Raw genomic sequence first — 14,399 nt, forward strand, 5'->3', positions numbered from 1 at the left:
CCTTCTAACAGTTCTAAGGCGCCATCGTTATAGGTGGAAAGGTTCTCTGTTTCATATAAATCCGGATGAATCATGAGCTTGATATCACTATGTTCCACGATATATTTTATTCTTTCCTCAGGATGTTCCGGATTAACAGGAATATAAGCATGGCCGGCTTTTAAAATAGCTACCATATTTACAATGGTCTCAATTCGTCTCTCTGCCCAAACGCCAATATAAGAATTGAGCGCATAGTTTTGTTCTGCTAAATAGCGAGCGACCTGATTGGATTTTCTCGCCAACTCGCCATAGGTCAGTGTATCCTGTCCTAATTTGACTGCAATAGCATCGGGAGTCTTCTGGCATTGCCGGTCTATTAATCTTTGCAGTAAATCTCCTTCATAATCTCCTTGTGTATGATTGTAATCAAGCAGTAGTTCAGACTGTGTTACAGGCAGCGGCATAGATGAAAGATTATTTTCTATAACTTGCTGTAATCGAAGTTGATACGTTTCAAACATGGCACTGATCATGTCTTCATCAAACAAATCTTTTGCATAATCCCAAGTCATAATTAATTGTCCGTCTCTTTCCGTGACTTGGAAATCTAAAAATACTTGAGGGGTCTGGCTTATTCCGTATTTAATTTTCCCTAATTTCGTCAACGTATCTGCAAATTCCGATTTATCGAATAACATACTAGTAAATACAATTGGCATAATCGCTTTACTAGTCATTTCTCTCTTACTTGCAATATTTCGTATAACATCAACACCACTATAAAAACGATGGTCTACTGCTTCAAATAATATATCTTGAACCATAGATGCTTTCTCCCAAAAAGCACGATGAACAGATAAATCAATATCTAACAATAAAACTGATGTAAAATCTCCAATCAACTTCATTACGTCTGGATGAAAGGACTGTCGATTAAATAATGTTAAATTAAGTGCCATTCTGGATTGATTGCTCCATTTGCACAAAACTTCCGCATAAATTGTACATAAGAATACAGATGGTGTTACACCGTACTGAGTTGCCAGGCCCTTCACAATATTCCATTGATCTGTTGTCAGACTTTTCTCCATTCGCTGAAATATTGGTTTCTCTATGAATTCTGGCTCACAAACTAATGGTAGCTGAGGTGCATAGGGAAAATCCTCTATTTTGGCTTGCCAATAGTCTTGAGCTTTTTGATAGGCGGAAGATTCACGAAAGCTCTCCAATGCCCTTACATAATCTGAGAATTGGAATGTTAAAGGTTTAATCTCCATATTCGGTTTCTCATAATAATCCATTATCTCTTGTATTAAAATTAATAAACTGCCTCCATCAGCAATTAATAAGTCAATATCCAGGAAGAGATAATTTTTCTTCTCACCAAGAATAAATGCAGTCAACTCAAATAATGGCCAATGATCTTGTTGGAAAACAAAATGTGACCTGCTATTTCTTTTTTCCAATATACGTTTTTGTTGATCCTCTAAAGACAAGTCTTGTAAATCTTCAATACAAATCTCATAAGAAGAATTAGAACGCCGAACTTTTTGCATTCCTGTATCATCAAAAATAGTACGCAGCATAAGCTGACGCTCTAAAACATGATTCAATGCATCGTTTAAACGTTTAATATCTAATTCTGTTTCAAACTCATAATAGGCATGTGTGGAGACATTACCCATTTCCATAATATTTTGTCTTCCAACTAAATAGGCTCCTTGTATTTCTGTTACCTGGAACGGCTCATACCACATGTCTTTATTCCCTGTTAATTCGGATGCATTGACATCCTCTGCCTTTAGTTGTTCCTCAACCATCTTAATTATTTGTTCCAGGCTAGACATTTTGAAAAGGCTTACAATAGGGATTTCGACTTGAAATCGTTGATTTATTTCATCCTGGAAACGAATCAACGTTAACGAACTAACTCCCATCCGAGAAATCGTATCGTCTACTTTCAAAGAAGGGATAGAGAATACTTCTTTTGCAATTTCAACGATTTGATTTTCAATCTCCGTTTTGTTCCATGCTGACTTCTTTGCAGATTCCTTGATACTCTGATAAGAATATGGAGCTATTGCGATAACTTCATCAAACTCATGATTCTCAAATCGCTCTATTAAAAGAAAACGTTGCACCTTTCCACTTGTTGTTTTCGGTATCGTTTTTATTGGAATTACATAATCTGCAGCTATTCCAACCCGTTCTAATACCATATCCTGCACTTGATGGGCAAGTGGCAAAAATGCCTTGGCACCTTTTCGATTATGTACAAATACTATAATTTCATCCCTGATCGATGACGGATTGCGAACACCACACACAACGACTTGAGACAACTCTGGGATCGCCAATGTTAACATATTTTCTATATCGCTAGCATAATAATTCTGACCATTTACAAACAGAATATCCTTCTTTCTGCCCATTACAATGAGTTCTCCATTGCGTAAAAGTCCTAAATCTCCTGTACAGAAGAAGCCCTGTTCATTAAAAGGGGAACTATCATGATTCATATATCCCTCAAATACATTTTTCCCCTTGATCACTATATTGCCTATGTAATTTTCCCCTAAGATGTGGTCTTCATCATCTACAATCAATATTTCTAATTCATATAATGGTTCTCCTACTATGGCAAACTCTGCTGCATTTGGCTCCTTCGTTTCTATATACTCCACTTCTTGACCAATACGAGCTTTATGACGGTTAATACATATACTTCTATTATGTCCTTCTTCAGGAATAGTAACAGCCAGACTAGCTTCTGCCATACCATAGACTTGATGGATCGTATTTTCACGCAAGCCAGAAGACGAGAATTTTTCATAAAATCGTCTAATGGTATCCATTGATATTGGTTCTGCACCACACATTATGTTTCGCACACTAGATAAATCAATATTTTCTAAATGTGAATCCTTTACAGTCTTTATCATCCAGTCTAATCCAAAATTCGGACTTACAAGCACCGTTGCTTTTAATTGCGCACATTTTTGAAGATATAGCCAAGATTTCTTTAAAAATGTACCCGAATTTAGAAGGGAATGAGATATACCCGCAAATATCGGAGTTAAATGATAACCGATCAAGCCCATATCATGTGTCAATGGTAACCAACTAGCCATGACATCATTTGTGTCTAGTTTCAAACGATCTACTATCTGTGCCAAATTATAAACTAGATTTTCATGTGTTAATTTTACTCCTTTAGGGTTACCTGTGCTGCCAGACGAATATTGTATATACGCTAAGTCCTGACAATCTACTGTAACGCATTGCCCCTCTTCCATATTACATGCTAAGGTTTCATACTCTAAGTATTTCAAATTATTGGCTTCATAACTTTCTCTAAACGTATTTAAATTTCTTTCATCAGTAATTATCCACGCATTCGGCAACTGCTCACTTACTTTCACTAACTTCTTGAAAGCTTCAGTGTCAGGCGATGCAATTAGCGGTACAGACAGAGGAACGGGGATCATGCCTCCTAAAATACAACCCCAAAACAACCTTATAAAGAATAAATTATTGTTTGTCTGAAAGATAATATAAGAGCCCTTCTGAAATCCCTGCTTTTGTAGTGCCCCTAAGATGGATTTGGCATTAAAATAAAGACTTTCATAAGACTCAAACAATTCAGAGCCATCGGATTGAGTAAAGTAAACTCCCCTTGATTTCTCGTTAGCATAAATTCCAAGTAATTGATCTAGTGTTATATTAACTCCATCCTCTAATACTGATTTTGTATAGGGTTTCATATTGCACCTCTTAAAAAGTTATTGTTTTTATGCTGCGATATTATCTTTGTTACAAACGTCTTGATCTTGCCTCTTTAATATTAAAATTTATGTTGAGAATTATTTATGTATATTGGCTTCTATAATTCTATTATATTATATTTAAGGATTATATCAACAAAATTCTTAAAAATTTTTCCAGCTCAAAGGGCGTGGTTTAAACCCACCGCCCTTAGCCTGGATAGTAATAATCAGAATCACTTAAAAAAACACTCAATAATGCCCCCGTTGTCAAGACACGATTTTTTGAGGAAAAAGTTATGTCCTTCTTATCATGTCATGTAGCATTTCAGGATGCGATCTGTTCTCAATATATCATTTTTTACATTTTCCAATTTAATAGCGTGCAGAAAGGCAAACAGCCTCTGCACGCTTGTGTATAAATCTTAAATCTCAACTTATATCTTATATCATACAGCAGTCATTTTCTTGATCATCCAGACGGTGCCACATCAAATGCTCTCATCGGTTTCCCTTGATAGTCAACGAAAACAAATTCACTATCGATACGAACTTGTCGATTAATGAGATTATAAATATCTTCTGCTGTTTCTTTTGGATGTGTCGGGTCTATCATTCCTCCCATATCCGTCCTTACCCACCCTGGATGGACGGAAAGGACTTGAATGCCTTCATTCTTTAATGCTACATGGAGCTTCTCGGACAACATATTTAAGGCAGCTTTCGACAACCCATAAGGATAATCACCACTATATGCATTTGTTAGACTACCACCTTCTGACGAGATGTTGATAATGGATTGATTCTCACCCTTTTTCAGCAAAGGTAGAAAATGTTTAATCACACGGGCTGGTCCTAACGTGTTGACATCAAATGCTAGTTTGATAGCCTCTATATCAAGATCCTCAATAGACGTACCCCTTCCATTAAGAATGGCAGCATTATTGATAATCACATCAAGACTTTCACCTACATTACGAGCTGCTTCACGAACAGATTCCTCGTCTGTGACATCTAAATGAAGAATTTCTAACTGGTTGCTATTTTTCTCTTTTAATTTGGTTAATTGAGTCCTTTTTTGTTCATTCGCATCTCTGACTCCAGCAACAATCGGTACCCTTTTTCTAATCCATCTTCGACAAATCCAAGCCCTAAGCCCCTATTTGCCCCAGTAATTAATATATCCACCATAATCCTCCCAGATTTTTTTAATAGTTATTTTACGGATGCATGTGATAGCAATAGGTAAGACTTTGATGTAATCGCCATCTTTTCCCCTGCTCCACACCCAACGTGCGACTTTCACCGCATTGGGCGTTCCATCTTATTCTTTTATGCTAAAGGTTTAAATAATTACTTTTTTTAATATTTTTCTTTTTTTATTTCTTCGATCAAATTAAAATTCGGTTTCCCAAAAGGATTAATTGCATATGGTCGATGAGATATACTTATTAGCTGATATGCCAAAAACAAATCATTTTCCTCTAAACAGTCTCTCCCTTGCCTCACTGCATGTACTGTCGCTTCTTCTAATATTTTCTTAACATAAAAAGGAATCCCTTTAGAAGCGTAATATAATTTCTCAGATAAATTAGGATTAGCTAAATATGATTTGCACACAAACGGAAGTTGATGATCCAGGTTATTTAAAAATGCTCTAAATACTATTTGTTCTTCTTTACTTTCATACTCAAATGATTTCAAATCTAATCTTGTGCAAAAGCGCCGATCTAACTGTGCATTATGCTGGAAAATTTTCTGTGACTCTGGCATGCCACAAATTAAAACAGGAACTCCTACATCATCAGTAAAAGCTTAAATTTATTTTAATGGGAGGATTAGAATGGGAGGATTAGAAAAACGTACTATTACTAATAAAGGGATAGTGATTAAAAATGAATACTATACTAGCGCGGATCTTATGAATTATTAAAAAAATGAACAAAACTAATACAATCCTCTTCTACCTTTACATGATCTAACAATTTCAGTTCAAATCCACAGTTACATTTTTTAATGTTTTTCTTATCGGAGATATCTTCTTGTTACATCTTGGGCATTCATTAACCAAATACAAATTATGTATGGGACAAATAACATTAACTGTATAGTTCCAAATTTTCTTCTGATAAAAATTCTCATTAAAACAAGCTGGGCAAATTTTATCAGCATATAATTAATACCTAACTTAAAGCCCGTCCTTATAAATCCAAGATTAGTGGTATCCATAATTTTATCATTTTCATACTCCATAATTCTCTTTCAGTAATACCAGTAATGTTGCTCAGTAACTCTAAACTTATCTTACCCGCATCACCTCTAACAATTTTCTTTTTTTTATCTGAGCCATAGTATATATCCAACTAGAATTTTCATAACCATTATAATCAGTTATTCTTAATATATATCCTGCTAAAGATTCATCTTCTAAAGGTTTTGGAGTTAGCAATAACCTTTCCAATAAGCCATACCTCTCCTTCATTTATTTTTTTATTATTTCAAAATAAAACAGCTAAGAAAATATAATTTTCTTAGCTGTTTTACTTTCTAGCTGATTTTGAAATCTAGTTTAGGAGTTCTTGAAACTATTCCGAATAATTATGAAAAATCACATTATAATGCTGTCATTTCTTCGTGCTCGTGTTCATCCTGCACGAATAAAATACCTAATTCATGATGTTCGCCTTCATAGGACGCGCGCTGATCAAACCGGATCTCACCGTTCAGGCCGATGATCTCCATTTTTACAAATGCGCGGTTTTTTTGAAGTGCTTCATAAAAATCCGATACATGCTTCACGGGGATGCCGTTTACTTTCGTAATAATCTCACCGATCTTCAGCTCAAGATCGTCCGCGGGTGTATTCGGAATGATGCCGAGCACCATTAAGCCCTGATCCCGCTTAGAGAAATAAAACGGAGCCGCGTTATCGTTCAGCCGCTGTCTCAATGATAAAAACAGGCGTCCGAGCACCGCAATACAAGCGGCAGCTCCGGCAAGCGGAGTCCACCAAAGGGCAGCTGCCCCGAATGCGGTCACGATAACCCCGAGAATCATGACACGTTTCGCCGTTATCCTTATGCTGACTTCCGGAAGTGACCCCTGCACACGCTGTCCGAAGCCGGCGATATAAGGAATCCAGATCAAATGGAAAGAGCCGCCCGGCACGGTAAAGACAGGCCACCAAGAAAGGTGGGACTCAAGCCCGCTGCCCGGCACCAATAAGAAAAGCGGAAGCAGCCATGCGCGATTCGCCAATTGTCGGCCGATGGGCAGGCCTCTGCTGCTGACGACAAGCGCCGGAGATGTTTTCAGATGCGCTGAACGGCAGGCAGCCGCTCCCTCCGTGATAATCAAAAGGCCCATAAACACGGCCGCCGACGCCCAATTCACACCGAATGCCTGCGGAAACCGATCCGCAAACGGCACTGTGTGGGTATACTGAAGGATAAACGCAATGAACATGCCGGCGCTGACAATATAAGCTGAGGACAGCCAATTCATACGGAACGTCAGCGAAGCCAAAGCCGTCACGGCCGCGATTATGCCGAGAAGACCGAATGGAATCGAAATTCCCAGTCCAAAAAATAATATGGAGAGAAGAATACCCGGTATAAGTCCTTTTATGTATGTAAAGATAAGCTCGTCATACATATCCGCGATTTTTGTATGAAACGTATGGCGTTCACGTTTGATCCGCAAATATCCGCATGCGAGACTTATGATGATAAAAAACCAGAACATCGGGTGCAAAAAAAACAGACCGATACTTTTCAGAAGTTCAATTCCCCATTGAACAGACACTGCTTTCACCGCCTCAAGCCAAACATTTTAATTCTATTCTACCAAATAATCATTGGCTTGAATATCTCAAACGTCTATCTCTCTTCCGTCATCCACAGCGTTACATTTGAGAGAGAGAAATCTTTCAGATAGTGGTCAACCTCCACCTCGATCACGCCGCTGATCAGAAGCATGGACCGCTTAATATCCGTCAGATTGATTCCTAAACGTTTATGGTTTTTCATTAAGTAAGTGAAATAATGCTTCGCACACTCTTCATTGATTTCGTGAACGCATTCAACATTTGTGTAATTGACCAGGTATCTGCTGAACAGCATAAGAAGACTTAGTGCTTTTGTTGATGAAAATGTGACGTCTTTTGTTCTGTCTTTTAGTTGTTCCACTAATTCATAATATTTTTTTTCACGCACAATACTTGCCCTCTTCAATTGTGAACCCCCATTTTTTTATCCAGATAAGCACGGGTGATTACAGCTGCCGTGCTGAAGCGCCGCAAACACTTCTGCTTTCGATACTGAAATGCAGCTGCCAAACTAAAACTGTTCTCTATTAGAACCTTCTTTTATTGTAAGAACTAAAACTGACTGAGGCAACTTTCAAAAGTTTCATTTTGAATACATATTAACTCGGCATAAAGTCTCTCTTCTCTATAAATATCGGGTAATGTTTGTCCTTTATAAATGTTTAAATGTGAAAATTTTTTTAATATCTTGTCAAAACCGTCATAATTATATGCCTTTTGGTTCATTTTTTACGAATGACAAAAGAAACAGGAGACGCAAAAAAACGCCTCCTTTTCATTTATTTTACAAATAATGATTTTAACGCCATTTGCAGCTGCAAATCATTTTTTTCGTCAGATTTCTTCTCATTCATCAGCTGATTCATTTTTTCCGCTGTCTTTTTATCAATGACTGCTGTTTTATCAAGCTTGTACCGGTCTTGAAACGCCAGAACGGCTTTTTTCATTGTTTTGCTGAAATAGCCGTCCGCTCTGCCCGGGTCGAAGCCTAGGCCTTTCAGCAGGATTTGGGCGTGTTTGACATCCGCGCTGTTCATATCAGGCTGAAGCGGCTGTTTCAGCTGAAGCGGTCCCGCCGCAAAATAATCCGGCTGGCTCACGGCGATTGTCGGAGCAATGCCTTTTTTGTGAATCCAATTGCCTTTCGGTGTCAGCCATTTGTAAAGCGTCAATTTAATGTTGCTCCCGTCTCCCATAGGCACAGCCTGCTGAACCGTTCCTTTACCGAAAGAAGTGTCACCGACAACGTCATAATGTCCCGCTTCTTTTAACGCGCCCGCAAGAATTTCTGAAGCGGAGGCGCTTCCTTTATCCGTGATGATATTGACGGGATACGGCTTCTTATGTTTTAAGGTTGAGAAATATTGTTTTTTATCGCCGTTACGCTCCGCAATTTGGATATACGGCATGTCTTTTGTGATGAAATGCTTTAAAATTTGTTCGACGCTTTGAAGGTAGCCGCCGGGATTCCCCCTTACATCAAGGACGAGACCGTCAATCCCTTGTTTTTCAAGCTTTTTCAGCGCCGCGGCGAAGTCCTCGGCGGTATGCTCGGAAAATGTCGATATGCCGATGTAGCCGACATGATGACCGCCTGATTCTTTGCGGGAAGCAAATACGGTTTCAAGCGGGATTTCCGCTCTTTTAATCCGGAATGACAGCTGTTTTTCAGTACCCGGACGCTGTATTTTAATAGAAACCTTCGATCCTTTTTTTCCTCTGATTTTCAGCACGGCTTCGTTTAAATCTTTCCCGTTCATTGACACGCCGTTTATACTGATGATTTCATCATTCGGCTTGAGGCCCGCTTTTTCTGCCGGAGATTGCTTAAACGGTGATACGATAATGATTTTATTGTCTTTCATACCGACTTCAGCGCCGATCCCTTCGAAAGAAGAATCAAGAGAATCAGAAAACTGCTTAGCGGTCTGCTTGTCCATATAAACGGAATAAGGGTCGTTTAATGTAGACAGCATCCCCTGAATCGCTCCTTCAAGAAGCTTTTCTTTATCTACATTTTCCACGTATTCGTTCGAGATCAGCTCATATGCTTTTTCGATTTTTTCCATTGCCCGGGTTCTTTCTGCGTCTGATGAATTCGGCTGTGCCGCCCCGGCAATATGGGCTCCGCCGCACATCATGCTTAGGGCCGCTATCACTGCGATCATTTTCTGCTTCATCGTTTACCTCCTCTTAGTCCTTTTACGAAAACCTGGAGATAGTATGTGTAAATTGCAAAGAATTCATGTAACGGCAACAAAAAAATGAAAATGCGAGATTGTTTCATATATATGGGTGACGTATAATATTTTGTATGCAATTCATTATATATACAGGAGAATGCGATATGAAAATAAAATTATCGATTTTATCCGCGGCGGTTCTGGCCGCAGGCATTACCGCCTTTGTCTGGCCAAAAACAGAGGCCAATGAGAAAACGCAGACGGACGCCTTGTATGTTTCTCCCGCAGGCAGCGACCAAAATGAAGGAACGAAAGAAAAGCCGTTCCGCACATTAAAACATGCGGCTGAAAAGGCAGAGGCCGGAACAACCGTATTGATTCGGGAAGGGACATATGATGAAACGTTTGAAGTAAAGCACAGCGGCACGGCCGAAAAGCCGATTACATTTCGGAACTATCAGAATGAGCATGTCGCCATCAGCGGCAAATCTGCGCCAAAAAGCGATTCTGAAACTCCGTTAATTCAAATCCGCAATAAACAGTACATTACCATTCACGGCATTACGCTTGAGAATCTCTCCGTATCATCAGAAGATGCGACGGCCATGGGGATCTGCGTCACCGGATCAAGCAGTCATATCAACATTGACGGCAACCATATCCGGAACATTAAAACCACGGCTGATGAAGGAAACGCACACGGCATCGCATTTTACGGCACAGGCGCCATGAAGGATGTCAGCATCACAAATAATACGGTTGAAAAACTGACGCTCGGCGCAAGCGAAGCGGTCGTGCTGAACGGAAATGTTGACGGATTTAAGATTGCCGGCAATACCATCCGGGACAATAACAATATCGGGATTGACGTGATCGGATACGAAGGAACATCCAAGCAAAACGACTATGCGCGAAACGGCATCATTGAAAACAATACGGTGAGCCATAACTCTTCTTACGGAAATCCCGCTTACGGAGATGAATATTCAGCGGGCGGTATTTACGTTGACGGAGCAGAACATGTGGACATTAAGAAAAACACCGTTTACAACAATGACCTTGGGATTGAAGCCACCTCTGAGCATAAAGGGAAATACGCACGAGATATCCGGATTACGGATAACAAGGTGTACGGCAATGCTTACACCGGTATTTCAATCGGAGGCTATGACACGAAACGCGGCGGCACCATCAATTCGGTGATCGCTCACAACATCATGTACCGAAATGACACGAAGGACCTTGACGGCGGCCAGCTGCTCCTGCAGTACGGCACAAAAGGGAACACGATCGAAAAAAACATCATGACGGCAAGCGATTCACGGATTTTTATCGCAAATGATTTTACGAAAAACGAAGAAAATACCGTTAATCATAACGTCTATCACAAAGAAGAGGGAAAAGACGGTATCTGGAATTGGAAGAACAGAGAATATGATTCATTCACAGCGTACCGAAAAGGAACGGCAAACGATTCGGATTCCATTTATGCGGACCCGATGTACCGTGACGAATCGTCTTATGACTTTACATTAAAGCCCGGATCACCGGCCCTGCCCGTCATTCAGTAACGAGACCATTAAAAAAAGCCAGTCTGTATCAGACTGGCTTTTTTATTTATACACGAAGGAATTTCCGGATGGAAGTCAGACTTCCCCATACTCCGATCACCGCGCCGATCAGAATGAGCACAAGTGATACTTGAAACACAAACGGACTGTACGGCAGAAGTGAAACAAATGATCCCTGAACTTTCGGGGCCACCCAAGCGACCATCGACTGGTACGTACTCAGCACGAGAGCGATCGGTATGACAGAACCGAATACCCCCAGCAGCAGCCCTTCCAGGAAGAACGGCCAGCGGATAAACCAGTTTGTCGCGCCGACAAGCTTCATGATTTCAATCTCTTTTCTTCTGGCGAAAATCGTGATTTTAATCGTATTCGAAATTAAGAACATCGCCGTGAACAGAAGGCCGATGATTAACGCAATCCCGATGTTGCGTGACACCCCGACGATCTTAAACAGACGGCTGACTTCTTCTTTCCCGTATGTCACTTTATACACATGATCAAGCTTCTCAATTTTTTTCGCGACTTTCGGCGTATCATGCGGATCTGTCGTTTTGACGATAAACGCGTTGTTCAGCGGGTTTTCCTGATCTTGCATTTTCATGGCCTTTCCGCTGTCGCCGAAGCTTTTGACCAATTGATCAAGCTCTTTATCTTTAGATGAAAACTCTACGCTTTGGATACCCGAGATGTCTTTAATCTCATTCTGCAGCGTATCCTGCGTTTTCTTATTTGACGTCAGATCGATTAATACTTTAATTTCCACTTCTTTTTCAGCATTTTTAGCCATGTTGTTTAAGTTCAGCATAATGACTAAAAACACGCCGACCAAAATCAATGTAACGGTAACGGCACTGATGGATGCAAATGTCATCCACGTGTTTCTTCCGAGAGACTTAAAACTCTCACGCAAATGGCGCCCGAGAATTTTAATCATAAGAACCATACTCCCCTCTTGACTCATCACGCACAATAATTCCGTCTTCGATCGCGATGACCCGTTTCTTCATGGTGTTTACTATTTCTTTATTGTGTGTCGCCATCACGACGGTCGTTCCGCGGTTATTAATCTCTTCCAGTGTCTTCATCACTTCCCATGATGTTACCGGATCAAGGTTGCCCGTCGGTTCGTCAGCTATCACGACGTCAGGATTGTTGACGATGGATCTTGCGATGGAAACACGCTGCTGTTCTCCTCCGGAAAGCTGGTCGGGAAACTGCCGCGCTTTATGCTTCAGCTGCACAAGATCGAGCACTTCGAGCACGCGTTTTTTAATGACTGACTGCTGCTCTCCGATAACCTCAAGCGCAAACGCTACGTTTTCAAATACCGTCAATTTCGGAAGGAGTTTGAAATCTTGGAAAACAACACCTATTTTACGCCGCACGAAAGGAATCTCTTTTTCTTTCACAGCCGCGAGATCTTTATGATTAATCAATATTTGCCCTTTTGTCGGTTTTTCTTCTCTGTAAATCATTTTAATAAAAGTAGATTTACCGGCTCCGCTCGGTCCTACGACATATACAAATTCTCCGGGATGAATCATGACTGACAGCCCGTTAATCGCTTTTACACCGTTCGGATAGGATTTATATACTTCTTTCATCTCTATCATGAAATCACCTAATCTTTTATTTATGTCTTGCAGCCATAGAGTTCGCAAACGTACAGCGGTTTATGGCCGATTCGTCAGGAAACAGATGAAAAATCTGAAAGTTCCTTTTCCTCAGTACACTTCATTATACGTCAAATTTAGACATATTACTATTACAGTTTCTTTTCATTCCCAGACCGAGAAAAAACCTTGCCCCTATAACAGGCAAGGTTTTTCTGTTATTTTTTCTGTGACAGCCATTTTGCGATCTTCGCGGCTTCCTCATCATTTACAAGATGGCTCGGCATATTGCCGCGTCCGTTTTTAATGATGCTTTCAATTTTAGCTTCATCATACTTCCCGCCGACTTCCTGTAAATTCGGACCTCCGCCGCCTTCTAAGTCTTTACCGTGACAGCCGATACAGCTTTGCTGATAAAGTTCTTCACCCGCTGACGCAGATGCTTTTGATCCGCCTGAGCTGTCAGAGCTTTCTTTTTTCGATTCATTGGATCCGCCGCATGCCGCCAGCAGGACGGACATGGTCAGAACCAGCGCCAGCAGCGCCCATTTTGATTTCATATGTAAGATGCACCCCTTCGCTATTATAACCTCGTTTACGCGCGTTTGAAACCCTCGCCGAGCACCTCGCTTGCGTCTGCGACAATGACAAAGGCTGACTCATCAATTTGTTTGACGATTTGTTTCAGTTTTGTGAATTCGGTCTGGCCGACGACACACATTAAGATCGGCCGGTCATGTTCCGTATACCCGCCGACTGCGGAAATTTTCGTCACACCCCTGTCGATTTCTTTAAACACAGCTGATCTGACTGCTTCTTCATGCTGCGTAATGATTAAAGCCATTTTGGAGCGGTTGAACCCGACCTGCACGACATCAATCGTTTTGCTTGAAATAAATACCCCGAGCATCGCATACAGTCCCTGCTCCACTCCGAAAACGAGCATCGCGCTCAGCACAATTAATCCGTCCATGATGGCAAGGCACGTTCCCAGCGACAGCCCCGTGTATTTGTGAATGATCTGCGCCGCCAGAGCCGTTCCCCCCGTGGAGCCTTTGCCGAGATACACGATGCCGATTCCAGTTCCGATCCCGACGCCTCCGAAAATCGCCGCCAGCAGTTCATGGGTCGTCGCGGCAGGCAGATCTCTTGTTAAAAAGACGGCAAGCGGCAGAACGATGGAACCGACCAGTGTCTTCATTCCGAACTTCCCGCCGAGAATGATCACTCCGGCGATAAACAAAGGGATGTTAATAATCCACTGCACATAAGCCGGTTCAAAACCAAACGTTTCTAAAATGGTGCTGATCCCGCTTACTCCCCCCGCTGCTATACGGTTCGGCAGCAAAAATACGTTAAACACGACCCCTGTAATCGCCGCGCCGATCATGATATATATGTAATCTTTGATCAGACGGAGCGGCTTATTGTGATTCACATCCATGCAAAATCCTCCG

Annotated in this window: 12 protein-coding genes; 1 reads left to right on the forward strand and 11 read right to left on the reverse strand. The window is 41.0% G+C overall.

Translation table 11 applies throughout. The features are described from left to right. From D368_RS16540 to ctpB, 7 genes are all read right to left on the reverse strand, one after another. Positions 1–3,746 (reverse strand): AMP-binding protein (locus tag D368_RS16540; RefSeq protein ID WP_486129280.1); only part of this gene is annotated, 3,746 nt, incomplete at its 3' end. Between the two features lie 472 nt (positions 3,747–4,218). After that, positions 4,219–4,857, reverse strand: coding sequence for an SDR family oxidoreductase (locus D368_RS16545; protein WP_128574990.1), 639 nt, complete (start codon positions 4,855–4,857; stop codon positions 4,219–4,221). Then, positions 4,809–4,934, reverse strand: coding sequence for a hypothetical protein (locus tag D368_RS20300; protein WP_265737370.1), 126 nt, complete (start codon positions 4,932–4,934; stop codon positions 4,809–4,811). Before D368_RS20300 ends, D368_RS16545 begins: the two co-directional genes overlap by 49 nt. A 174-nt stretch (positions 4,935–5,108) precedes the next feature. After that, positions 5,109–5,450, reverse strand: a complete 342-nt coding sequence (locus tag D368_RS16550; protein ID WP_161596039.1) for a hypothetical protein — start codon at positions 5,448–5,450, stop codon at positions 5,109–5,111. Positions 5,451–6,359: 909 nt separating this feature from the next. After that, complete coding sequence (gene minJ, locus D368_RS16555) at positions 6,360–7,550, reverse strand: cell division topological determinant MinJ (protein ID WP_039063710.1); 1,191 nt, start codon at positions 7,548–7,550, stop codon at positions 6,360–6,362. A gap of 74 nt (positions 7,551–7,624) precedes the next feature. Beyond that, entirely contained in the window at positions 7,625–7,978 is a 354-nt protein-coding gene (gene swrA, locus D368_RS16560; RefSeq protein ID WP_014305920.1) for a swarming motility protein SwrAA, read from the reverse strand. A 373-nt stretch (positions 7,979–8,351) separates the two neighbouring features. Next, complete coding sequence (gene ctpB / locus D368_RS16565) at positions 8,352–9,713, reverse strand: carboxy-terminal processing protease CtpB (RefSeq protein ID WP_369719121.1); 1,362 nt, start codon at positions 9,711–9,713, stop codon at positions 8,352–8,354. A 206-nt stretch (positions 9,714–9,919) separates the two neighbouring features. Between ctpB and D368_RS16570 the strand changes: the two genes are divergently transcribed. Continuing rightward, positions 9,920–11,326, forward strand: a complete 1,407-nt coding sequence (locus D368_RS16570; RefSeq protein WP_071392356.1) for a right-handed parallel beta-helix repeat-containing protein — start codon at positions 9,920–9,922, stop codon at positions 11,324–11,326. 46 nt (positions 11,327–11,372) lie between these two features. On the opposite strand, the gene ftsX is transcribed toward D368_RS16570, so the two are convergent. The 4 genes from ftsX to D368_RS16590 form a co-directional block, all read right to left on the reverse strand. Continuing rightward, positions 11,373–12,263 carry a permease-like cell division protein FtsX gene (gene ftsX / locus D368_RS16575; protein ID WP_013353766.1) on the reverse strand — a complete coding sequence of 297 codons (891 nt, stop codon included), beginning with the start codon at positions 12,261–12,263 and terminating at the stop codon, positions 11,373–11,375. After that, positions 12,256–12,942 (reverse strand): cell division ATP-binding protein FtsE, encoded by a 687-nt coding sequence (gene ftsE, locus D368_RS16580; protein WP_003151418.1) that lies wholly within the window; start codon positions 12,940–12,942, stop codon positions 12,256–12,258. The genes ftsX and ftsE overlap by 8 nt, the downstream gene beginning before the upstream one ends. 218 nt (positions 12,943–13,160) lie before the next feature. After that, a complete protein-coding gene (cccB, locus tag D368_RS16585; protein ID WP_003151417.1) occupies positions 13,161–13,502 on the reverse strand; it encodes a cytochrome c551 in 342 nt (113 codons plus the stop codon). Positions 13,503–13,537: 35 nt separating this feature from the next. Further along, entirely contained in the window at positions 13,538–14,386 is an 849-nt protein-coding gene (locus D368_RS16590) for a YitT family protein (RefSeq protein WP_058906389.1), read from the reverse strand. Between the last annotated feature and the right edge of the window lie 13 nt (positions 14,387–14,399).

Origin of the sequence: Paenibacillus lentimorbus NRRL B-30488 (genome assembly GCF_000411595.1) — a bacterium.
GTDB lineage: Bacteria > Bacillota > Bacilli > Bacillales > Bacillaceae > Bacillus > Bacillus velezensis.